Source organism: Thermanaeromonas sp. DSM 22490, assembly GCF_056378755.1.
On the sequence record NZ_JBJHHE010000007.1, the window covers coordinates 1 to 23333 of the forward strand.

Sequence of the window (23333 nt, forward strand, 5' to 3'; positions counted from 1 at the left end):
GTATTAACCTTCCCTGCACATTGTTCAATTCGCAAATATGGTTCAAACGAGCCTCGATTTAATTTGAGAAGTTACACCAAGGGTAACGCACCGCCTGCTCGCCACCAGGTAACGGTACATACGCCAGGTGATATTCCCGGGTAAAATCAGCGTAGTCCCCAGTGAGTATCTCAAAACCCCAAAGGTGTCCGTCCGTTCCGTAACCTGTTCCATCAAGGATTACACCTATAACTTTCTCTTCCACTCCGTTATCGGCCAGGCAGGAAATCATGTGGGCATGGTGATGTTGAACGGCAAAACGCGCCTTTGCAGGAATTTCTGCTGCTAGACGGGAGGAATGGTATCCAGGATGCAGGTCATATCCAATTACTTCTGGCTCGGAACCCAGGAGGTTTTTTAAGTTCTTTAAGCTTAAAAAAAAGTGTTCCTCGGTTTCCTTACTACCCAATTCACCTATGTGCTGGCTAACAAAGGCCAGGTTGCCTTTTAAAAGGCAAAAAGTATTTTTCATATCCCCACCCATACCCAACACAACAGAGCTGGAACTAATGGGAACCATAATCGGCGAGGGAACATACCCCCGTGAGCGACGCCAGATTTGTACCACGCCGTTAATCACCGCCGCTACGGAATCATCGCAGCGGTTGACAATCTCGCGATTGTGCCAGAGAAAATAGTCAGCTATGCCCTTAAGCTCCTCCAGGGCACTCCCGTTGTCTTTTGCCAGGGGTAAACCGTTACAGTTGCCGCTGGTCATTACTAAAATCTCCAAAGGGCCGTTTATAAGCAGCAAATGTAGTGGTGTATAGGGTAACATTATACCCAAGGTTTTCATCCGCGGAGCCAGTTCTTCTGGTAAACTACAGCTCGGACGTTTGGCAAGAATAACAATGGGGGCTTGAGGAGAGGTCAGCAGTTTTTCTTCCTCCGGACCAACCAAGCAATATTTCTTGGCCGTCTCCAGACGGCACATTACCGCAAGGGGTTTGGCTTCACGGCCTTTGCGTTGGCGGAGGGTGTTTAAGGCTACCCTACTCTTTGCATCGCAAACCAAGTGAAAGCCTCCCAGCCCTTTGACAGCTAAAATTTTGCCTTCTTGCAATAATTTCCAGCAAAGTTCCAACCAGTTGCCATTTATCTTCTGCCCGTACCTGTCTACCAGTTCCATCTGGGGTCCGCAGGAAGGACAAGCTGCCGGCTGGGCGTGGAATCTCCTGTTACCCGGGTCGTGGTATTCCCTGGCACAGTCCCAACACATGGGAAATGAGGCCATAGAAGTATTCGCCCGGTCATAAGGGACGCCCCGTACAATGGTAAATCGCGGTCCACAATTGGTACAGTTGGTAAAGGGATAGCCATAATGCCTATCCTGGGGATCTAATACTTCCCGGGCACAATCAGGACAGAGGGCCACATCCGGAGGAATCAGCGCTTCTTTCCTTCCCCCTTCTCTACTCAGCAGGATATCAAAGGAACTATACCCGCATGGCTCCAATACCTCCCATTCCAAGGCACTTACCCTCGACAAAGGAGGCTGATTTTCCTTTAAATAGGCCAGGAAAGCGTGTACTGCCTCCTGCTGCCCTTCGGCCTCTATGGTTACTCCCCCAGTGGTATTTGAGACAGCGCCTTTAAGGCCATGCAGGCGGGCCGCTTTATAAACAAAGGGGCGAAACCCTACCCCCTGAACGATCCCTTTAACGGTTATCCGGTAGCGGACAATCCTTTTTTCTTCTGCACCGCATCTTTCAGCCATAAACACCAGGCCTCCAGACCCTCACCGGTTTTGGCTGAGGTTACAAAAATCTTCATAGCAGGATTAGCTGCCTTAATCTCTTCTTCGACAGCCTTCAAATCAAAGTTAGTGTGCGGTAAGAGATCTGCCTTTGTAACTACTACTGCCTGGGCTTCACGAAATACCAAGGGATACTTGGCCGGCTTATCGCTGCCTTCAGTGACGCTCAACAGGGCTACCTTGTAATCCTCACCCAAGTCAAATTCGGCCGGACATACCAGGTTGCCTACATTTTCGATAAGCAGCAGGTCCACGCGGGAAAGGTCGAGCCCTTCTAGCGCACTATAAATCATACTGGCATCCAGGTGACATGCTCCTTGAGTATTGATCTGGACAATTTCGACGCCCTGCCCGGCAATACGCTCGGCATCGATGGTGGTGTATATATCACCTTCAATCACCCCGACGCTAAATTCCCTTTTTAATGAGGCTATGGTCCTTTCTAAGAGTGCGGTTTTACCCGCACCAGGAGAACCTATCAGATTGACGGTTAGTGTTTGGGATAGACGCTTTCGGTTTTGCTCAGCTATATCTTGATTGGCCTGGAGAATTTTTTGAGCCATTATTACCCTCACTAACATCCCCCTTTCCTTTTTAAGGGATTCATTCGCCCTCATAGAAATCAATATAAAGCTCTCTTCCTTGGTCTATAGAAACCCTCCTCGACCCACAGGAAGGGCACATAATATACCAGTTAGCTAGAACAACTTCCGCCAGGCAATCCTGGCAATGTCCTCGCCCAGGCCTTTCCTCTATTTCCAATTGGGCCCTCTCAAACAACGGTCCTTCTTTAAGCGCGTAAAAAGAAAACTCCAGGGCAGACGGTAAAACCGAGGTCATCGCCCCTACCACCAGCTTAACTTTCTTTATGCGCTTTATACCTTTCTGTTGGGCATCACGTTCTAATAGCTTCAATAACTCAACCGTCAGGGACAGTTCATGCATCTCCTTACTCTCCCTATTACCCCAGGCGCGGAAAATCAAGCTTTCCGGCTTGTAACTTTTGATACACGATCTCTACTGCTCGCCTTACTTCAGGAGACACCGGCCAACCAAAGGCAACTACCGCAGGCTGGATACCAATAAAATATACTTCCGGCACCAGTTCCTTCAAGGCTGAGATGAAGAAGGATAAAGGTAACCGATGCGTGGACAAAATAAACTCGCAGGCAATGTCACTTTCAGAAAGGAGGCGTATGCTCCCGGGCGGCAGGTTCATCTCACAGGCGTCAACCAGTACTACCACTTGCGGTTTTAACTCCCGTACCTGATGCAGGTAATTTTCGGGCGCCGACCCGCCATCAATAACCTGCCAGCCGGGTATACGCTTTTGTTCTAAAAGCCGGGCCAAGAGCGGCCCGGCTCCATCATCGCCCATCAGCTCGTTGCCCACTGTAATCACTAGCCCCTTCACTTAGCCTCACCACCAGATATATAGCCGGTTCTTTTTGTATGGATTGGAGAAGCTGTAGCAGGCAGTCGGCCCATTTCTTCTCCTCCGGAAGGAAACTGGGAGAAGCTTTGGCCAGTGCCGCTACTAAGGGGGCAACATGCTCTCTATTTATCTCTAGTTCTCCCCACTTGGCCAGGCCTTCCAGCTTGCTCCGGGCTTTCCCCTGGGGCAGTTTACTAATCCATTTAAAATAGTCCCCCTCTTCCATAACCATAACAGGCGACAAACAATCAACCACCCCTATATGGTGACCGATGGCCAGGGCATAATACTCTAGCTGCTTAACCTGGGGCGGGGCGTCTTTTTCGTCCACAAACCTCTTGCACAGCTTAAAGAATTTTACCTTACCCGGCATTATGGCCTACCCTCTCCATATAAATCTTGTGCAAGCTCAAAAAAATTTCGGCCAGTCGCGGATCTTTCTCCTGCTTTACCAGCTCTTTAATTTTCCGGTCGACCGCCAGCGGGTCCTCTTCCCTCACAAACTCGAGATATTGCGCGGCTATGCGCCGGCCATGCAGGTAGCCGCTCAAACGGCGGGCCTCCCGCCCGATGTCTTTAGCCAGGTCGGGGCAAACCCCTTCGTATTTCGGAGTAACTTGGGTGACCTCCATTTCTACCAACTGCTCTCCTTTAATCTTTTGCTGGAGCAAATCCAGGGCCATAGCCAGGCCGTACAAGGTCGCTGCCGGAGTTGGAGGACAGCCAGGAATATATACATCTACCGGGAAAAGGCTATCAGCTCCTCCCCACACACAGTAACAGTCGTGAAAGATACCACCGCTACAGCCACACGCGCCGTAAGCCACCACGATTTTGGGGTCGGGTGCCGCTTTATACGCCCGTATAGCCGGAAGCCGCATAGCCCTGGTCATGGGTCCGGTGAAGAGAAGAATATCGGCATGCCGTGGGGAGGCTACCACTTTGATCCCGAACCTTTCCGGGTCATAAACAGGTGAGATAGCGGCGAAAATTTCAATCTCGCACCCGTTGCACCCACCACAGTCTACCCGGTACACATAAACGGAGCGTTTTATAACGTTTTTAAGTTTGGCCTTTAGCTCTGCCAGTTTTACTTCCTGGTCCATATTTTACTTGCTCCCTCCTAGAACCTTGCCTGCGCGCCCAAAGACTCCGGCGGTACTCCCCGCCTTACGGCGCCGGCACTTCGGGCATAGCTTCAGAAGCTGCTCCCAGCCTTCGTGGCCGCTCTCCAGCAATCTTGCCTGTTTCAGGATGGCCAGAACGTATTCCAGCTCGCGAGAGGGTCCAAAGTATTCTCCACAGGAGATGCACTTACAGAGCTGGACCTCAGCCCGGCAGTGCAGATCCTCCTTTCTGGCGGCGGCCAATTCAAATTCTGCCGAAAGGGCGATGGCGCCCGTAGGGCATACTTCTTCGCAGCGGCCGCAAAAAATGCAACGACCGTAGTTTATATTCCAGGACTTAATCCCCCGCTCTAAATCGCAGTCCATGGTAATGGCATTGGGCGGGCAAGCAGTAGCACAGGCCCCGCACGCTATACACCGGCTGAAATCATAAACCGGTTTCCCGCGAAAGCCAGGGGCTACTTCCACGGGCTTAAAGGGGTACTCAACTGTGGCTTCCCCGACCTGCAGCGCTTTTTTAAGCAATTTTAGCACCCTGCGCATCCCCCTTCCTTTTGTTCGCTTATAGCCGGGCTAAACTTTTAGCGGCGAGTATTTCCTTTCCCGGCAGTATCTTTCCAGCTCCTTGTATTCAATAGTCTTCGCTTTCTTTTTACGCACATCGACCACCGTAACCCTTTCCGCGCAGGAGTAGCAGGGGTCGATGCTGGCTACAATTAGCGGCGCATCGGATACTGTGTTGCCGCGAAACATATACCGCAGGGCTGGCCAGTTATTATAGGTAGAAGCCCGCGGCCTCCACCGGTACACCCTCTGGTCGTTTCCTGTCATTACCCAGTGGACATTTTCGCCCCTGGGGGCTTCCACATACCCCAGGGCGTAGGTTCCCGGTTTATAGGTAAACCCCTCCACGAGGACCGGGCCGGGAGGCATTTCTATCAAACACCACTCGATAATTTTTAAGGACTCATATAGCTCTTCTGCCCGTACCAGCTCCCTGGAAAGAACGTCGCACCCCTCCTTGGAAATGACGTCCCAGGATATCCGGTCGTAGGCCCCGTAGGGATGGTCCGCCCGCGTATCCCGGGCATATCCGGAACCCCGCATATTAGGGCCTACCGGGCTAAAGTCCCGGGCTACCTTGGGGTCGAGGCGGCCTACTCCTTGGGTTCGCGAGATAAAGTTGGGAGTATTGAGCAGCATATCGATAAGTTCATCCAGTTCAGACCGGATCTCGGAAATTAATCGTAATACCCGGTCTTTCTCCTCTTTTAAAATATCCCGCCGCACTCCTCCAATAAGGTTCATGCCGTAGGTTTTCCGGCCTCCGGTGAGAATTTCGGCCATTTGCATAGCCTTCTCCCGCACCCGGAAGAAATGCATGAACCCCGAATCAAAACCCACCAGGTGGGCCGCCAGCCCTAGATTTAAGAGGTGGCTGTGCACCCTCTCCACCTCGAGCAGGATGGTACGGATATATTGGGCCCGCGGCGGTACCTCAATCCCGTTGGCCGTTTCCACCGCCGCAGCATACGCCACACTATGGGCGTAACCGCAGATGCCGCAGATCCGCTCAGCCAGGAAAGTAACCTGGTCGTAGTCCATGCGGTTCTCGGCGAGTTTCTCCAGGCCCCGGTGCACGTAGAAAAGGCGGTAGTCAGCATCCACTATATACTCGCCGTCGACAAAGAGCCGGAAGTGCCCCGGCTCGTCGGAAGTAATATGCAGTGGACCTAGGGGTACCTCGACAATCCCCTCTCCTTCTAGTTCGATAAACTCGTAGTTTTCTTCTTCTGCTACCGGGTCAGGGCGTAACCGGTAATCCATATCCTTCCGCAGGGGATACAGGTCATCCGGCCAGTCATCGGGCAATACCAGTCTGCGCGTATCCGGGAGGCCCACCGGCTCCAGCCCCAGCATATCCCGCACTTCCCGTTCGTACCATACGGCCGCCGGTACCCGCGGGGTTACCGAGAGGAATTCGGGTTTATGGGAAGGAACCAGGGCCTTCACCGTCAGCCAGAAATTTTTATGGGGATCTCTTTCTTCTTCGATAGATAAAACGTAGTATATCGCAAAGTGTCCGTTCAAGCTGCGCTCATCATTTCCGACCACATTAGAGAGCCACCCACCCTGCCCATAATATACCTTTTCTACAACTTCTGGGAGGGAGTTAAGTTCCACCGTCAGGGTTACTTGATCCAGCGTTTGCCAGCTCTCTTCCAGGATAACCGCTCCAAACTTAGACCGTAGGGCCTTCACGTATTCTTTCCTGTCCTGTTCGGATTTCGTTTCCTTGGGCATATTATGTCAGCCTCCCTTTGTCTTTAGCTTAACAAGAGCAGAGCAAAGTACTGGGAAATCAGCGTCATGATCATAAGAAGGACGAGAACAAATTTGATGGCCCAAGGCGGTTCAGCGGCACTGGCCACTACCTCCGAAGGTGTGCCCAAGACGTTGGCTCCCATCCACTTTAAGAACCAGATGAAACTTCCCACAGATTCTATAATCGTAACGATAATTAGGATAAGGATCAGCGGATAGTGCTTACCAATTTCAAAACCGCCAGTTATGATCATAAATTTGCTGAAAAAACCATTGAAAGGGGGAACGCCTGTAATGGCCATAGCAGCCGCAATATAACCCAAACCCGCCACCGGAATTTTATTTAGAATCCCCTTTAGAATCGAGAGCTGGCGGGTACCAGTTGTATAGGACAGCGCACCGGCAACCAAGAAGAACAGGCCCTTAGCAAAAGCGTGGTTAAAGATGTGGGCCACCGCACCATTTAAGGCCATCTTGGAACCATAGATAGAAAGGGAGAGGGCCAGGAAAATGTAAGAGAGTTGGGTGATCGTAGAGTAGGCGAGCAGTCGCTTCATATCATCTTGCGGGAAGTACATGACAAAACCGTATATCATGGTGACTGTTGCCATGATGGCCCCGATCAGGCCGATCACCTGGGGAACCGCCCCCGCTGCCAAGACGGTTCGGGCAAAGATGTAGACCCCAACCTTAACCATGGAAGCGGCATGCAAATAGGCGCTTACGGGGGTCGGCGCCACCATCGCCCGGGGGAGCCAAGGATGAAAAGGAAGCTGAGCGGACTTGCCCCAGCAGGCGATCAGGATTCCGATAAAGGCCAGGGTTTTTCCGGCGTCTGTTAATTTGTTAAGGGCGGTCACCGAGAAGCTACCGGTCTTTACATAAAGATAGGCCGTAGCCACATAGAGTCCCAGCGCGGCGGTGTGAGTGAGTACAATCGCCCAGAGCGCGGACCTTCGGGATTTTTGATCTCCATAAAATCCGATCAAACCCCACGAGCAGAGACCGGTCATTTCAAAGAAGAATAGGAGCCCGAGGAGTGTGGAAGAGAAGACCACGCCTGCCATAGAGCCGATAAAAAGCAGCATGAGGGCATAAAACCTGGGAATCCCTTCTTTAATCGGATGCTCTCTGTTGTTAGGGCTCATGTACCCGGACGAGTAGGTGCAGATCAGCCAGCCGATGAAAACTACCATGAAGTTGACCAAAACGCTGAGGGTATCTATAGTTACACCATAGTAGGTGATACCGCCTATAGTCACTAGTTCCCGGGTAAAACTTGTGCGGTCGACAGCAAAAGCAAACAGCAGAAGCAAACCGCTGACAAAAGCCAGGAAGGAGAAAAACTGAGCTACCTTTTTCACGTGTCGCTCCGGTAAAAATGGCACAAGGAAACTTCCCCATACTGGCAGCAAGATGCTTCCCAGCGCATACCAAACCATTCTATATCGCCCCTCCCAGGACAACGCTCACTGCGCTCTGCAGCAATCTATTTAACGGAGCAGGTAAATATATCCCCAGCCCGGCCATAAGTACAAACAGGATCCCCAGAGGCAACAAGGTCAGCCAGTTTACATCACCCCGAGGTAGATCTTCCGGAGGGGATCCGAGAACCGTCTCGCTTATCAGGATAAAAAAGGCGACAAAGACGATGACCAGCAAGATAAGAAAGAGTATCATCGGCCAGAAATACCCAGCTTGCAGGCCAGCCGTCAGGGTCATAAACTCGCTTATGAAAACGTTAAAAGGCGGTGAACCGACCACAGCCAGAAGCCCGGTCGCGAACATAAAGGCAGTAGCGGGGGCTACCTTGAACATACCGCTAATCTTCTGGGAATCCCTGGTACCATACTTGAGAGTCACATTGCCTACCGTGCAAAACAGAAGGGATTTAGTAATACTATCGTTTACGGCGTGAAAGAGCGCGGCAAATATTCCCAGCGGACCTCCTGCGCCCAGGCCGGTGGCAATGATGCCTACATGTTCAACACTACTGTAAGCCAGTTTCCTTTGGATATCGTTCTGCACCAGGATGAAAAAAGCCGAGACACCCACAGACAAAAGGCCAAAAATGAGGAGCAGGGTCTGCGGGAACTCCTGGCCGACGGCCTGCAAGGCAATGGTATAATATTTTACTATCGCAAATAGCGCACACTTCATCAGTACACCCGACAACAGGGCGCTAACCGGGCTCGGGGATTCGCTGTAAGTATCAGGCAACCACGTGTGCATAGGAGCTAGGCCCACCTTGGTCCCGAAACCGATCAAAATGAACACAAAGGCCAGTTTCATCACCTGCGGGTCGAGACCTCGGGCCATCCTTACTAACTCAGTCCATAGCATCGCCCTGTGAACATCCTGCACCATGGCAAAGGCATTGGAGTAGGTCAGGATGGTCCCGTACAGGGCAAAGGCCAGACCAACGCTGCAGATCAGGACATACTTCCAGGCAGCTTCCGCCGAAGTCTTATATTTATAGAACCCTACCAGGAAAGCTGAACCTAACGTGGTTGCCTCCACCGCCACCCACATAAGGGCAATATTGTTGGATAGGGCAGAAAGAACCATGGTGAACGAAAGTATATGGTAAAAACCGTAATAGGAGCAGACGCCCCTCTCATCTACTTCCCCATGATCTAGGTCATATCGCATATATCCTATAGAGTAAAAGCCGTTCAGAAACCCCACTACGCCGATAATAAGAACCAAGATCGCGGTCAGGCTATCGGCGTAGAGCATTCCCCCAAGGGCAAAGATCGTTTGTCCGTTAAGGACATCTTGCACCAGCAGCAAGGAGAGAAAAGCCACGATACTGATCCCGGCAAAGTGCACGACCTCTACCACACGGCGGGACCTTATCCCGAAAGCCAACAGCGCTGTTCCCAGCGGTACCGCTGGCAAGTAGAATAAAATATTCTCCCCCATTTCTATCACCTAACCCTTTAGTAGTGTGAGCTTATCGGTGTCCAGGGTGCCGAAATCTTTGAAGAGGCGTCTGGCAATAATTGTCATGATCAGCACGGCAAAGATGGCGTCAGTCAGGATACCGATCTCCACGGTTTCAGGGGCGTTGTAGGCCATGATGGCCAGGGTCAAATGCGACCCGTTCTCCATAAGGCAATAGCCCAATATCTGCTTGAGGGCATTTCTTCTAACAAGTATACAGAGCAAGCCCAGTAGAAAATGAGCTATAGAAACGGCCAAGGCCACCCTCAACTTCAGTACCGCTTGCATATGAAAAGGTTCTACTACCGCGAAGGATAAAGCCACCAGGCACACAGCAAGAAAAACAGACGAACTTGTCTCCGGTGCCAGCCCCTCCTCCTTAATCCCTACCTTTTTGAGGGTCCTGATGAGGAGATAGGGCACCAGGAAGGTCTTGGTGAAAAGCGCACTAAGGGACCAAATATACAGCGGTTCTGCTTCCATAAATACGGCTAGGGATAGAAAAATCGCCACCAGGACCAGGGACTGGATGCTGTACATGTACGCCGCCGTCCGGAGCTTCCGGGTTTCCACCACCAGCATGGAGGTCAGGATGAGCAGCACCGCTAAAGCGTTGACTACGCTAGTGCCGGACACTATTCTTACCCCTCCCACATCTATTAAACATTGGCCAGGTAGAAAACGAAGGACAGCAAGGCTATTCCGAAGGCCACCCAGGTTACTGCGGGGGTCTTAAAAAGGAGCAATCTGGCCATGCCGTTTTCCAGCAGCGCCGCGATGACGTAAAAGCCGGCCACCTTCAGCAGGAAAGTAGCCACGGATACCAAAAGGGAGGAAGTACTAACCACCGCCGCGCTCCCAAAGGGGAAGAAAACGGCTAGAAACAGCGAGATAACCACAACTTGCTTCATATATAAACTCCACTTGAGGATAGCCAGGGAGCGCCCGGAATATTCCGTAAGAGGTCCCTCCTGAATCTCCTGTTCGGCTTCCGCCAGGTCAAAAGGGAGCTTACCGGTTTCAATAAAGGTGGCGATAGCAAAGGCGGCCATCCCCAGCCAGACTGCCGGGCTATAATAGGATATCTCACCGGCCGCCACCTTCTGGCTAATGGTTCCTAAATCGGTCGACCCGGCGAGAAGGGCCACCACGAACAGCACTAGGATAATAGTGGGCTCCACTAGAACGGCCAGGGCCATCTCCCGGCTGGCCCCTATCCCGGCGAATACGCTCCCCGAATCCAGCCCGGCAAGGGTAAAGAAGAAACGGACCACAGCGAGCAGGTAGACGACAGCGATGAGATCACCAGCCATCCCCAGGGGTGACTGCAGAATTAAAATCGGGATTATCATAGCCATGAGCAGGGTAGTGGCCATCACTATATAAGGGGTAAACCGGAAGACCCAGCTAGCCTGGGCAGGTACCACCTCTTGCCTCTTTATGAGTTTAAAGATATCCCGGTAGTTCTGTAAAATACCGGGGCCTTTCCTGGAGTGTAGTTTCGCCCTTAAAGTGCGGGAAAAGCCCGTAAAAAGAGGCGCCACCAGCAGGACGAACAAGGCCTGCACCAGGCCGATGAGGAGTAACTTATTACCGGCCATCTTTTTCTCCTCCTATCTGACCGTGGCTATCAGCAAAGCTACGAGCGTTACAATGATATAAACGCAGTATAGCCGGACATTGCCCATCTGGAGGGCTTGCACCCGTTTGCCCAGATGGACCGTACCACGGGCCAGGGGACGGTAGATATAATCTTCCCACATCGACTCCATGCGGGCGACGTAGGCCATTGCTCCCTTGGAATACGACGCAATGGCGTAACCCGGCCCCTCGAGGGTAGTCCTGAGCCAATAGATAAAGCGGAAAAGCACGCGCAATGGCTGGGCAAAGGCAGAAGAGGCGTACACCATCCGGGGCGAATACTTATACCCGCATGCCCACGGCTCAGAGTCCACACGCCGCCCGGCCTGCATCCCGCCTTGAAGCGCAACAATTAACAGGGGTAGGGTGACAAGCCCCACGAGGAGAAGGGCAATGAGGGGTGTAGAGAGCATGGCCTGCGAGCTGCTGGCCGGAAATACCAGCAAGCCGTCACTTACCCGTACTGGAGAGGTGCCCAGCAACGCTGAGGCTACCTTACCCATATAAGGAGCAACAACCGGTGCGCCCAGCCCGAGGCCAATGCAGCCAGCCGCCAGAAACGCCATCCCAGTAAGCATCGGTACTGGGACTTCCCTGGCCTCCTCTGCGTGATTGCTACGGAAAGGACCGCTAAAAGTAACCCCATAGGCTTTTACAAAGCACATCGCCGCTAGCGCCCCCGTCAGGGCCAGCACAACCGCAAAAAGGGGTGACAACACTTTAATCGCCAGGATGCTGCTGGTGCTCGCCATGAACAACGATTGGTAGATAAACCATTCACTGACAAAGCCGTTGAGAGGAGGGATAGCTGAGATGCCTAAAGCACCGGTCAGAAAAGTGAATCCCGTCCACGGCATTTGCCTGGCTAACCCGCCCAACTCCTCCATGTTTTTCGTGTGGAGGCGATAGATTACCGAACCTGCCCCGAGGAACAGAAGGCCCTTGAAAACGGCATGGTTTATGAGGTGATAGAGCCCCGCCAGGATGCCGAGCACTCCCAAAACGGGCTGTCCGCTGGCAACGCCCATCATGCCCACACCGGCGCCCATCAGGATGATTCCCACATTCTCGATACTGGAATAGGCCAACAGACGCTTGAGATCATTTTCACTTATAGCGTAAAGGACACCCAGAACAGCCGAAATTGCCCCGAAGGCCAGGACCGTAAGCCCCCACCACCAGACGGAAGAACCCAGGAAATCCACACTAACCCTGAGGACGCCGTAGATAGCGGTTTTAATCATCACACCCGACAGGAGGGCGGAAACGTTGGAAGGAGCCGCAGGGTGAGCCCGTGGTAACCAGATGTGGAGGGGAATAATACCGGCCTTGGCCCCGAATCCGAAGAAGGCCAGTAAGAAAGCCAAATTCTTGGTCACCGGCGAAAAGTTCGCGCTACGGAAGGAGGCGAAATCAAAGCTACCCGTGTAAAGAAAGAATATGAAAAACGAAAGCATAATCATGGCTGTCCCCGCGTGGGCCACCAGGAAATAGAGAAAACCCGCATCGACAGCCTCTTTGCTTTCTTGTTCAAAACTAACCAAAAAACAAGAAGCCAGGGTCATTAGCTCCCAAAAAATAAGAAAATAGAAGGCGTTGCCGCTGGTAACTACCAGGACCATGGAGGCAAGGAAAATGTTATTCAAAAAGCCCAGTACTCCAGCGCCCCTCCCGATATACTCTTCCTGGTAAGAAAGGGAGTAAATAGCTGTAGCGGCCGCCAGCAGCGAAATGACCAGCACCATAAAGGCAGAAAAAATATCGACCTGGATAATAAAGCGCGCAAAAGGTATAACCCCCACCGCTTCCACGGTGAAGCCCGTTCCACGAGCGAAGACCGGGATGGCCGAAGCCATCCCGGCGATCGCTGCCGCAAAGGCGCTTATTCCTGAAGCATAGTTGGCCATTTTACCGGCTCTATTCAGCGCCAGGGAGGCAACTGCTCCGGCGATATACAGGAGAATGGAGAGAAGAAATAGCTGCTGAACGATCATTAAGCTTTACCTCCCGCCCCTCAAAATAGACACCACATTAGTAGCAGCCCTTCTTTTGAGCTTTTTCAACTTTGGGACGAGAGGGCGGAGGGTATGGCCTTACCCACCCGCCCTTACCCGAAAACCGCTATTTCAGTGAAGCGATGGCCGCCAGGCGCCGTTCGGCCTCAAACTCCTCCACAGTCTTAAAGACCAGGGCCCCGGTGGGGCAGGCTCGAACGCAGGCCGGCACACCCTCCTCATCCAGGCACTCCCGGTCGCACTTTATGGCCTTGCCCTCGCCCCGGCCCACCGCACCGAAGGGGCAGGCCATGGCACACATCCAGCAACCGATGCACTGGGGCAAGTCAACCACGTTAACGCCATCCTCCCGGCTGTGCATCGCGCCCGTCATACAGACAGCCACACAAGGGGCATCTTCACATTGCCGGCAGACGGCTGGGGCTTTCACCCGGCCTACCTGGTCCACGTAGATGCGCTTCTGTGGCCTTTCGCCCCCCAAGAGAGCCCCAAACAAGTCTCGGGCCGCGGTGTGGCTCACGGCGCACGCCAGCTCACAGGAATGGCAGCCCATACACCGTTCATAACGGACGAAGATCTCCTTACGTATCATCTACGCCCACCTCCCGGAACGCTGAGCCCCAGACCAGCCCGGCGCTCATCGATGGCCGCCAGGAGCTTTTTGGCCGCGGACTCGGGATCGGGATCCACGATGAAGTAACCACCGGTCAACTCCTTGACTTTCTCCGTCAGCACCTTGGTGACCAGGGAGCTGCCTACGACAGGCAACATGACCCCGACGTGGGTGGGCAAGCCTATGGCCACAGCGTAAGTGCCGATGGAGATAGCCTTCTCCGCCACCGCCTCAGCAGCCGAAGCCACCACCGGGAGCTGATCCGTGTCCACGCCCAGCCGGTCGGCCACCGCCACGGCCAAGGCCACCGCCCGCGAGTTGTCTACGCAGGAGCCTACGTGGAGCACCGCCGGCAGAGGTCCACCCAGGCCGTTGGCCTCGCCGATGGCTGTCAGGACCGTCTTTAAGCCTTCTCCGCAGAGCTCGCCTACGTTGGCCGGATCCATGAATCCGTGGCGCATAAGTGCCCCCGCCCCGCATCCGGTAGCCAGGACCAGTACGTTCTCTTTAAGAAGCCTACGTGCTATGGCGGTGAAGTTCTGGTCCTGCGGAACCTTAACGTTGTTGCACCCGGCGAAGAGGCAGACTCCTCGTATATTGCCGGAGGCGATCTGGTCGATCAGGGGTTTCAAAGGATCCTCGGCGTTTAGCTTGGCCAGGGCTTTCAGAATGGCTTCCACGGAGAAGCCCGCCACCACCTTGGTCTTATATTGCGGTATATCTACCGGCTTACCCCGGCGACGGGAGAAGGTCTCGATGGCCAGGCGGATAATCTCCCGGGCGTTCTCCCCGGCCGTCTCCTCTGAAAAGTCGATGTGGATGGCACCGGGGATCTTGGTGATCTCCATGGTAGTGATGAGCTTAGTGCCCATGCATTCGGCCACCGTAGCCAGGGAGGGCATAATGCATTGGTAATCCACCACCACGGCATCCAGCGCGCCGGTGATCAGCGCCATCTCCTGGCTCACCGAATGGGTGCAGGCCGGAATGCCATGCCGCATCATCACCTCGTTGCCGGTACAGCAGATACCCACCACATTCACGCCAGAGGCGCCGGCTGCCTTGGCCTCGGCCTCCATCTCCTTGGCCACTGCCACGATCACATCGGAAAGGACCGGGTTATGGCCGTGTACTGCCACGTTGACAGCATCGGCCTTCAGCACACCCATATTGGCCTCGGTCACCACTGGCTGGGGAGTACCGAAGAGGATGTCGGACAGGTCAGTGCCCATATAGCAGCCGGCCAGGTCCGCCAAGCCGCAGCGCAGACCGCCCACAAGAAGGTTCATGGGGTCTGCGTCCGCGCCGTAATGAGTACGGTGCATGATATCGGATACCTCGTAGTCTATACCCTTGGGGAGCAAACCTCGTTCCGAAAGGAGTTTGGCCCGCTTCTTAGTCACCGTGGTGGCTGCCCACATGACCGGCGTCTCTTTCTCGTGAAAGTCCGCCAAGGCCGCCTCCGCCACGTCCAAAGCGATCTCGGCGATACTTCTCCCCTCGGTGGGGATGCCGAGGCGCGCAGCCACAGAGCGCAGCTTGGCCCTGTCCTTAATAGTATAGTCACGTGCCTTGCCCTTGGCCGCCATCTTCAGGGTGTGGGCTAAATGTCTAGCGTGGCCGGAGTGGGATGCCGCCCCGGACGCTATGGCGCGATCGAGGCCCCGGGCTACAATGACGTCCGCAGTAGCCCCGCAGATGCCGATCTTGGGCTCGCCGCCGAAGGGATCAATGCGGCAGGGTCCCTGCAGGCAGTGCCGGCAGCACAGCCCGGTTTCACCAAAACCGCACTGGGGGAGCATAGCCTGGTAGCGGTCCCAGACCGTCTCCACCTTCACGCGCCTGGCCTTTTCTACCATCTCGCAAACAGCCGGATCCAAAGAAACCTTACACGGGTTAGCCATCAGCATCAACCTCCTTGAAGAATATGCGGCAACGCCGCAAGCTTTTAAGCATTAGTGCTGGTTTTAAGTTACAGCCAGACATCCTATCTGGCCTTCCCAATCGCTTATGGCGCAAACCCCTACCTCCAGCATCCGTTTTTCCGGCTCTAAGCTAGGTTTTGTCTTTGTCCGCCCAAGAAGCGGAGGGTTTTTATTATTGAATATCATTTAGTTAACCCGACCTCCTTGCAAAGCTTTTAGATATGCTGTAACCCGGTATGAAAGCCAGGATATTTAAACTATGTAAGTTTTTCCCCCACGCCAGGGCACACTCTGGCCCGCTATGGGGCCGGTCACCCAGTTGGGAAATGAAGACATGAATATCGTTGGCCTTTTAGGGGAGGGTTAAGAAAAGGGGGTGGGCCTGTAAGGGGTGATATAGTGGTGGTAATATCACGGTCCCTGGGCATATTACTTAACCTCCTTGGTTTTTACTTCCTTAATTAATGCCACGGCTATCTTTGCGGAGAACTCCGGTTCTCCGGCATATGCCCGGGCAACATCTAGTTAGCTCAGCAACCTAGTAGCCAGCTCGGCGATACCTGCTGCCGTAAAAGACTGCTCACCGATAAAACCGGCAGCCTGGTCTAAAATTTCCGTTTGGAAGGGGATCAGACCAATAACGTCACCTGGCGGCAGGTGGCTAAGGATAAATTCTTCATCCCTGGGTTGACGCAATTTATTGCCCACAAATTTGATTCGTGCAATACCAAGTTCTGCGGCCAGTTTTTGGACGACCCGGGCAGTTTGGATACTCACCAGGGTGGGTTCGGTAACAATAAGCATAAGATCTACCCCCCGGGCCGTACCCCGGGTAAGGTGTTCAATGCCGGCACCCATATCTAAAACCACCATTTCCCGGCGTTTTAAGACGAGGGAATTAACCATAGCATTTAAGACGGCATTTTCCCGGCAATAGCATGTGGAACCCCCCGGTTTTATGGCCCCCATTTTCAAAAAAAGGATATTACCGCTTCTGATGGTGTAATCCTCCAGCAGGCTATCTACTTCCGGGTTTAAAGAAAAGAAGGCCCCGCTACCGCCGGTGCGTTCGACAATCAACTCTCGCATATCAACAATAGGTTTCAGGGTACCAAGCCTTTCCTCAGGAAGACCCAGGACCATTCCCAGGCTGGTATCAGGATCGGCATCGACGGCATATACCTGGTAACCTCGCTGGGCAAAGCACCTGATTAAACCTGCGGCGATGGTTGTTTTGCCGACGCCGCCCTTCCCGGAAATAGCCAGTTTCACTGGCACGCCTCCTCTGTTCAACTTCTCCTGGTTATCGTTTATTTTCATTAGCAAAAAGCGTGCCAAAAGAAAAAGGCCGCCAGCGCTAGGCGGCCTAACAACCCCAATGTCAATTGGGTTTTACACGTTAAAAAGAGTTGACATTATTTTTTAAGCAGGCCATAGCGGGACATTTTAGCATAAAGGGCCTGGCGGGAGAGGCCTAAGGCCTTGGCGGCCCGTGTTTTTTCTCCTCCAAAAGCTTCTAGGGCCTGGATGATGGCCTCCTTTTCCGCTTCTATCCGTACTTTATAAAGGGGGGAGATATCCCTTACCCCTTTCTTTTTGCCCGGATAACCTATGGCGAGGTGATGGGGATGGATTTCCTGGTCTTCAGCCAAGATGACAGCCCTCTCCAGGACATTTTCCAATTCCCGGACGTTGCCCGGCGACGCGTTCCACCTCCTTTGCATAGCCTGACCAATTGATTATTCACCGATAGGCCACGGTGAGGGTAGAGAGGGTAAAAATTTTTTAGATTGTTAGAAGGAGAATTTAATGCCATGTAGAATATAATACTAGTGAAAACAAGAACAAAAATAAAGTAAAACTAAATAAGGGTTGGCGGTTGAGGAGAGCAGGAGAGACCCGGGTGTTTGACCGGGCGCCGAAGGAGCAAGGCGAGGGCCTGCGGTGAGGGCCCCAAGCCCAAACTCTCAGGCAAAAGCACTGCTCTCGGACGCATCTCTGGAGAGCTTCCCCGCTGAATGCACTTACCGTATTTCAGGGGGAACACCCAAGGGGTAAGGCGCGTTAGCGCCTATTCTCTCAGGTGGAAGGACAGAGGCTATTCACCCTAACTAAGGGTGGATAGCCTCTTTTGTTATGCTCCTAGCAGGTGCGAAGGCTTTCGGATGAGAACCCGGATAACGAAGGTTATAAAGGTTGTTAGTTTAAGGCGGGGGAGGGAAAAATAAACTTATCATGAGCGGCTACGGACAGACCTGGGTGGTGACCAATAATCCCGATATAAAGTTTAGTCAAGGGCGCTTGCTGTTGGTACCGGGAGGGACGCTCCAGGTCTTTAAAGAAGCGCGTAAACTCATCTATCAAGGCTGCCTTTTGCTGAGCCATCCTCTAATGGGCAGCCTTAAACCCTGGCAAAACCCGTATCGTAGCCTGGCTTTGCTGGAACCCCGACCCAGGTCGGGCATCTTAGATACCAAATCCATCACCCTTATGGAAAGGGCTATAGACATGCTGGAGAAGAGGCAAAGGGAGGTTGGTAGCCGGTCGGATTACGACGTTCATACCCTGGCTCATTTTCGCCTGCTGGACTGGGAATTAATAAGCCAAACAATAGAGCTTTCCGATCTGGCCGGAGGAGTGGAAGTTACCAATTTTATGTAAGGTAAAGAAAGTTAAGGAAGGAGTGGATAGAGGTGAGCACCAGGGAAGTTGATGTACTTATAATAGGTGGCGGGCCGGCCGGACTGACTGCGGGTTTGTACGCCTCCAGGGCGCGGCTCAAAACGGTTATTTTAGAAAAAGCGCGCCACGGCGGGCAGATCGCCAGCACCAAGACCATTGAAAACTGGCCCGGCACTTTGAGCGCCGGAGGAGCGGAGCTTACGGACAGGATGGCCGAGCATGCCCGGCACTTCGGCTGTGAGATTATAAGAGACGAAGTGACGGAAGTCGATTTCCGCGGTTACGAGAAGGTAATAAAAACCCAAAAGCAAGATACCTACCTGGCTAAAGCGGTAATTATTGCTTCCGGTGCTGAGCCTCGGGTACTAGGGATTAAAGGAGAGAGGGAGTTCCGCGGCAGGGGTGTATCTTATTGTGCCACCTGTGACGCCGACTTTTATACCGATGCCAGCGTAGTGGTGGTGGGCAACGGCGATGCGGCCGTGGAAGAGGCTATTTACCTTACTAATTTTGCCGCGGAAGTAACTTTAGTTGTCATTCACGATGAGGGGATCCTGGACGCCACTAAAGTCATCCAGGAGAGGGCTTTTGCCAATCCCAAGCTTAAATTTAAGTGGAATTCAGTGGTGGAAGAAATAAAGGGCGATGAAGCTGTCACTGCGGTAGTAATAAAGAATATCAAAACAGGCGAACTGGAAGAGTTGCCCGCTGACGGCATATTCTTCTTCGTGGGAACGGTTCCTAATACCTCTTTCTTGCAGGGCAAGATAGAAATGGATGCCCGCGGTTACATTAGGACCAACGAGATTATGGAGACTTCGGTGGAAGGAGTATATGCTGCCGGGGACTGCCGGGAAAAATTCTTGCGCCAGGTAGTGACGGCCGCGGCCGATGGAGCCATCGCGGCCATGGCGGCGGAAAAATATATCCGGGAAGAGGAATTTTTCCGCCTAGAAGTATTGCGGCCTGATAAACCCGTCTTGCTGGCCTTCTGGAGCCCCATGGTGGAGGCCAGCCTGCCGGTAATGGCCAAGGTGGAGAAACTCCAAGAAAAGCTGGGGGACAGGATTAAGGTAACAAAAATAGACACTTACCGTAACACCAGGGTGGCCAGGCGTTACGGTATAGACAAAGTTCCTGCTGTGCTGCTCTTAAAGCAGGGGGAAGTGGTGGCCCAGATTAAAGAGTTTGAAGTGGACGCCATGGAGAAAGCTATATCACCTTTTATCTCCTAAAACTTGTTTCGCAGGCCCTGGAAAATCACCCTTAGAAGGCAAAAAGCGTATTAGGTGGAAGGAGGTGTTTTAGATGTTAGAAGTCAACAAGGATAATTTTGAGGCTGAAGTGCTGGGAGCCTCGGGCCTGGTGGTAGTAGATTTCTGGAGCCCCAACTGCGAAAAGTGTATGGCGCTCCTGCCGGATATGGAGGCCCTAGAAGGCAAATACAAGGACAAAGTAAAATTTGCCAAGCTCAATATTCAGGGCAACAGGCGACTGGCGCTTTCCTTAGGGGTTCGAGGGCTTCCAGCCATGGGCTTCTTTAAGGGGGGCCAAAAAGTTGCGTTGTTAACCCCGGATGAGGTTTCCCCGGAAGCAGTCGAGGAAAAGATTAATGAACTTCTGTAAGTGACTAATTTCACATGGGGAGGTGTGAGGTTTGAAGTTATCCCTGGGATATATAACCATTAAGGACGTGCAGTTCGGCCAGGCCACGGAGATAAAAGATGGCGTGCTTTATGTAAACGCGCAGGAACTGATAGCCAAGATTAAGGAAGACGAGCGCATCGCCGAAGTGAGGGTGGAGCTGGCCAGGCCGGGAGACAGTGTCAGGATCTTGCCGGTAAAGGATGTGATTGAACCCCGGGTAAAAGTGGAAGGGCCTGGCGGTGTATTTCCCGGCACGGTGAGCAAGGTGGAAACAGTGGGAACCGGCCGCACCCATGTCTTGAAGGGGGCTGCGGTGGTAACCTGCGGCAGAATAGTGGGCTTCCAGGAGGGCATTATAGACATGAGCGGCCCCGGGGCCGAATATACGCCCTTCTCCCAGACCTGCAATGTTGTCCTGGTCATCAACCCCGTGGAAGGGCTGCCGCCACACGAACACGAGGCTACGGTCCGCCTGGCCGGGCTGAAGGCAGCCGCATTCTTGGGTGAGGCCGGTAAATTGGTACAACCTGAGGTAGTCAAAGAGTACGAATACCTACCGCTACCTGAAGCGGTAGCTCGATATCCGGGCTTGCCCAAAGTGGTTTACGTGTATATGCTTCAGAGCCAGGGGCTTTTGCACGATACCTGGGTGTACGGGGTGGATGCCAAGAAGATTTTACCTACCCTGATCTCTCCCACGGAAGTCATGGATGGGGCTATTGTGAGCGGTAATTGTGTGTCAGCCTGTGACAAGAATACTACCTATCACCACCAAAATAACCCAGTGATAGAGGACTTGTACGAGCGCCATGGTAAGGACCTCAACTTTATCGGCGTGGTAATAACCAACGAGAACGTCACCCTGGCCGATAAGGAGCGGTCCTCCAATTACACGGCCAAACTCGTGGAATTCTTAGGCGCTGACGGCGTCATCATAACGGAAGAAGGTTTTGGCAACCCTGATACTGACCTGATCATGAACTGTGTAAAGATCGCCCGGAAGGGCATCAAAACCGTGCTCATAACCGATGAGTATGCCGGACGGGATGGGGCTTCCCAATCTTTGGCGGATGCAGCGCCGGAGGCTGATGCCGTAGTGACGGCAGGGAATGCCAACGAGATTATAACTTTGCCGCCTATGGAGAAAGTAATCGGATTTCCCGAGGCCGCCAAGGTTATCGCGGGAGGCTTCGCGGGCAGTCTCCAGGAAGATGGCAGCATAACCGTGGAAATACAAGCCATAACAGGTTCTACTAATGAATTGGGCTTTGGTAAATTATCGGCCCGGCAATATTAAGTTTAAGTGAAAGGAGTGTTTGGAACATGGCCGTTGATTTTCAGGGTAAAAAAGTAATCGTCCTGGGGGACCGGGACGGGATACCGGGTCCCGCCATAGAAGAGTGCGTCAGGAGCGCCGGCGGAGAAGTCGTCTTCAGCGCTACCGAGTGTTTCGTCTGAACTGCAGCCGGCGCAATGGACCTAGAGAATCAGGCGCGGGTAAAAGAAGTGGCTGAGAAGTATAATCCAGCCGATCTTATTGTGATTTTAGGCGGAGCCGAGGCCGAAGCTTCGGGCTTGACAGCTGAGACGGTTACTAACGGAGATCCCGCGTTTGCAGGTCCATTGACGGGAGTCCAGTTAGGGCTCCAAGTGTACCATATATTGGAACCTGAAGTCAAAGAAGCCATTGATCCTGAAGTATATGAGAAGCAGGTGGGCATGATGGAAATGGTGCTGGATGTAGAGGCTATAGTTAACGAAGTCAGGTCCATCCGCGAACAATATAGCAAGTATTAGAGAAGCCGGAAAGGGGGAGCGAGGGGTGGAGCAAAAGAAGGTCCGCATAGTCCATTACCTGAACCAGTTTTTTGGCCAGATAGGCGGAGAGGAAAAAGCGGATATTCCTCCTATGGTAAAGGAAGGGCCTGTGGGGCCGGGTTTGGCCTTAAAGCAGGCTTTGGGCGAAGACGGGGAAATTGTAGCTACGGTAATCTGTGGTGATACCTACTTTGCCGAACACCTGGATGAGGCCAAGGCTGAAGTGGTGAAACTCATAGCGGAATACCATCCAGATGTAGTGGTGGCGGGGCCGGCTTTTAATGCCGGCCGCTACGGCACCGCTTGCGGAGCTGTGGCCCAGGGCGTTTTTGAAGCCCTTAAAAAGCCGGTGGTCTCCGGCATGTATCCCGAAAATCCGGGAGTTGAGCTCTACAGCCGTTATGCTTATATAGTTAAGACCGGCAACTCCGCGGCGGCCATGCGGCAGGCTGTGGCCCCCATGGCCAGGCTGGCCGTGAAGCTGGGGCGCGGGGAGCCGGTAGGTTCTCCCGAGGAGGAAGGTTATCTGCCCCGGGGGATACGCAAAAACCTTTTCCTCCCGGAACGGGGTTCTAAACGGGCCGTGGATATGCTGATAAAGAAGCTCCGCGGCGAGCCCTTTGTGACCGAATACCCCATGCCGGTTTTTGATCGGGTACCTCCCAACCCGCCGGTCAAAGATCTCTCCAAGGCCAAAATTGCTTTAGTAACCTCGGGCGGGATTGTGCCCAAGGGCAACCCCGACAAAATAGAATCGTCCAGCGCTTCTAAATTCGGTAAGTACGACATTTCCGGGGTAATGGATTTGACCGCCGCGACCTTCCAGACTGCCCATGGCGGTTACGACCCCGTTTATGCCAACCAGGACCCGGACCGCGTTCTGCCGGTGGATGTGATGCGGGAACTAGAAAAAGAGGGTGTCATCGGCGAACTGCACCGGTATTATTATGCCACGGTGGGCAACGGTACTTCGGTGGCCAACGCCAGAAGATATGCCCAGGCTATAGCCGCGGAGCTTAAACAGGATGGTGTGCAAGCGGTTATACTTACTTCTACCTGAGGGACCTGTACTCGTTGCGGTGCAACGATGGTAAAAGAAATCGAGCGCGCAGGAATACCTGTAGTTCATATATGCACTATTGTCCCTATTTCCCTTACGGTGGGAGCCAACCGGATCGTGCCGGCGGTGGCCATACCGCACCCGCTGGGCAATCCCGCCTTGCCGCCAGAAGAGGAGAAGAAGCTACGGCGCCGGCTGGTCATGAAAGCCCTGCAAGCCCTGCAGACGGAAGTAGAAGACCAGACAGTCTTTGCAGATTAAGTGAAAGTTGGAAGGTGGGCAAGGAACTTGCCCACCTTCCCTT

The 23333-nt window shown here is 53.2% G+C and carries 23 protein-coding genes and 2 riboswitches; of the genes, 6 read left to right on the forward strand and 17 right to left on the reverse strand.

Annotated elements, in window-relative coordinates:
- Positions 1-58 precede the first annotated feature (58 nt).
- The 17 genes from hypF to AC1BI1_RS06400 all read right to left on the reverse strand — a co-directional run bounded on the left by hypF (position 59) and on the right by AC1BI1_RS06400 (position 17546).
- Positions 59-1756, reverse strand: a complete 1698-nt coding sequence (gene hypF / locus AC1BI1_RS06320) for a carbamoyltransferase HypF (protein WP_476716440.1) — start codon at positions 1754-1756, stop codon at positions 59-61.
- The gene (gene hypB, locus AC1BI1_RS06325) at positions 1705-2370 is read right to left on the reverse strand and encodes a hydrogenase nickel incorporation protein HypB (RefSeq protein WP_476716441.1); all 666 of its coding nucleotides are present in this window, start codon (positions 2368-2370) and stop codon (positions 1705-1707) included. The genes hypF and hypB overlap by 52 nt, the downstream gene beginning before the upstream one ends.
- A gap of 28 nt (positions 2371-2398) precedes the next feature.
- Positions 2399-2740 carry a hydrogenase maturation nickel metallochaperone HypA gene (gene hypA / locus AC1BI1_RS06330; protein ID WP_476716442.1) on the reverse strand — a complete coding sequence of 114 codons (342 nt, stop codon included), beginning with the start codon at positions 2738-2740 and terminating at the stop codon, positions 2399-2401.
- 16 nt (positions 2741-2756) lie between these two features.
- Positions 2757-3209 (reverse strand): hydrogenase maturation peptidase HycI, encoded by a 453-nt coding sequence (gene hycI / locus AC1BI1_RS06335; RefSeq protein WP_476716443.1) that lies wholly within the window; start codon positions 3207-3209, stop codon positions 2757-2759.
- Complete coding sequence (locus AC1BI1_RS06340) at positions 3163-3603, reverse strand: formate hydrogenlyase maturation HycH family protein (RefSeq protein ID WP_476716444.1); 441 nt, start codon at positions 3601-3603, stop codon at positions 3163-3165. Before AC1BI1_RS06340 ends, hycI begins: the two co-directional genes overlap by 47 nt.
- Entirely contained in the window at positions 3593-4336 is a 744-nt protein-coding gene (locus tag AC1BI1_RS06345) for an NADH-quinone oxidoreductase subunit B family protein (RefSeq protein WP_476716445.1), read from the reverse strand. Before AC1BI1_RS06345 ends, AC1BI1_RS06340 begins: the two co-directional genes overlap by 11 nt.
- 3 nt (positions 4337-4339) lie before the next feature.
- Positions 4340-4891: a formate hydrogenlyase complex iron-sulfur subunit gene (locus tag AC1BI1_RS06350; protein WP_476716446.1), complete on the reverse strand. Its 552-nt coding sequence runs from the start codon at positions 4889-4891 to the stop codon at positions 4340-4342.
- 39 nt (positions 4892-4930) lie between these two features.
- Complete coding sequence (locus AC1BI1_RS06355) at positions 4931-6661, reverse strand: hydrogenase large subunit (protein WP_476716447.1); 1731 nt, start codon at positions 6659-6661, stop codon at positions 4931-4933.
- Between the two features lie 23 nt (positions 6662-6684).
- Positions 6685-8124, reverse strand: a complete 1440-nt coding sequence (locus AC1BI1_RS06360) for a hydrogenase 4 subunit D (RefSeq protein ID WP_476716448.1) — start codon at positions 8122-8124, stop codon at positions 6685-6687.
- Between the two features lies 1 nt (position 8125).
- Positions 8126-9607 (reverse strand): hydrogenase 4 subunit F, encoded by a 1482-nt coding sequence (locus AC1BI1_RS06365; RefSeq protein ID WP_476716449.1) that lies wholly within the window; start codon positions 9605-9607, stop codon positions 8126-8128.
- 9 nt (positions 9608-9616) lie between these two features.
- Positions 9617-10264, reverse strand: coding sequence for a hydrogenase 4 membrane subunit (hyfE, locus tag AC1BI1_RS06370; RefSeq protein ID WP_476716450.1), 648 nt, complete (start codon positions 10262-10264; stop codon positions 9617-9619).
- A 23-nt stretch (positions 10265-10287) separates the two neighbouring features.
- Positions 10288-11229: a respiratory chain complex I subunit 1 family protein gene (locus AC1BI1_RS06375; RefSeq protein ID WP_476716451.1), complete on the reverse strand. Its 942-nt coding sequence runs from the start codon at positions 11227-11229 to the stop codon at positions 10288-10290.
- Between the two features lie 12 nt (positions 11230-11241).
- Positions 11242-13263: a hydrogenase 4 subunit B gene (hyfB, locus tag AC1BI1_RS06380; RefSeq protein ID WP_476716452.1), complete on the reverse strand. Its 2022-nt coding sequence runs from the start codon at positions 13261-13263 to the stop codon at positions 11242-11244.
- Positions 13264-13390: 127 nt separating this feature from the next.
- Entirely contained in the window at positions 13391-13876 is a 486-nt protein-coding gene (locus AC1BI1_RS06385; protein ID WP_476716453.1) for a 4Fe-4S dicluster domain-containing protein, read from the reverse strand.
- Entirely contained in the window at positions 13873-15801 is a 1929-nt protein-coding gene (cooS, locus tag AC1BI1_RS06390) for an anaerobic carbon-monoxide dehydrogenase catalytic subunit (RefSeq protein ID WP_476716454.1), read from the reverse strand. The genes AC1BI1_RS06385 and cooS overlap by 4 nt, the downstream gene beginning before the upstream one ends.
- A gap of 546 nt (positions 15802-16347) precedes the next feature.
- Positions 16348-17094, reverse strand: coding sequence for an ATP-binding protein (locus tag AC1BI1_RS06395; RefSeq protein ID WP_476716455.1), 747 nt, complete (start codon positions 17092-17094; stop codon positions 16348-16350).
- Between the two features lie 143 nt (positions 17095-17237).
- Positions 17238-17546, reverse strand: coding sequence for a helix-turn-helix domain-containing protein (locus tag AC1BI1_RS06400; protein ID WP_476716456.1), 309 nt, complete (start codon positions 17544-17546; stop codon positions 17238-17240).
- Between the two features lie 155 nt (positions 17547-17701).
- Positions 17702-17815: riboswitch (glycine riboswitch) on the forward strand.
- 3 nt (positions 17816-17818) lie between these two features.
- Positions 17819-17919, forward strand: a riboswitch (glycine riboswitch).
- Between the two features lie 138 nt (positions 17920-18057).
- On the opposite strand from AC1BI1_RS06400, the gene AC1BI1_RS06405 reads away from it, so the two are divergent.
- The 6 genes from AC1BI1_RS06405 (at position 18058) to grdB (ending at position 23290) form a co-directional block, all read left to right on the forward strand.
- A complete protein-coding gene (locus AC1BI1_RS06405; RefSeq protein ID WP_476716457.1) occupies positions 18058-18483 on the forward strand; it encodes a GrdX family protein in 426 nt (141 codons plus the stop codon).
- A gap of 32 nt (positions 18484-18515) precedes the next feature.
- Positions 18516-19739 carry a thioredoxin-disulfide reductase gene (gene trxB, locus AC1BI1_RS06410; protein WP_476716458.1) on the forward strand — a complete coding sequence of 408 codons (1224 nt, stop codon included), beginning with the start codon at positions 18516-18518 and terminating at the stop codon, positions 19737-19739.
- 73 nt (positions 19740-19812) lie between these two features.
- Complete coding sequence (locus AC1BI1_RS06415; protein ID WP_476716459.1) at positions 19813-20130, forward strand: thioredoxin family protein; 318 nt, start codon at positions 19813-19815, stop codon at positions 20128-20130.
- A gap of 31 nt (positions 20131-20161) precedes the next feature.
- Positions 20162-21448, forward strand: coding sequence for a glycine/sarcosine/betaine reductase component B subunit (locus AC1BI1_RS06420; protein ID WP_476716460.1), 1287 nt, complete (start codon positions 20162-20164; stop codon positions 21446-21448).
- A gap of 26 nt (positions 21449-21474) precedes the next feature.
- On the forward strand, positions 21475-21948 hold the full coding sequence (gene grdA, locus AC1BI1_RS06425) for a glycine/sarcosine/betaine reductase complex selenoprotein A (protein ID WP_476716461.1): 474 nt from the start codon (positions 21475-21477) through the stop codon (positions 21946-21948).
- A gap of 25 nt (positions 21949-21973) precedes the next feature.
- Positions 21974-23290, forward strand: coding sequence for a glycine reductase complex selenoprotein B (gene grdB, locus AC1BI1_RS06430; protein WP_476716462.1), 1317 nt, complete (start codon positions 21974-21976; stop codon positions 23288-23290).
- Positions 23291-23333 lie beyond the last annotated feature (43 nt).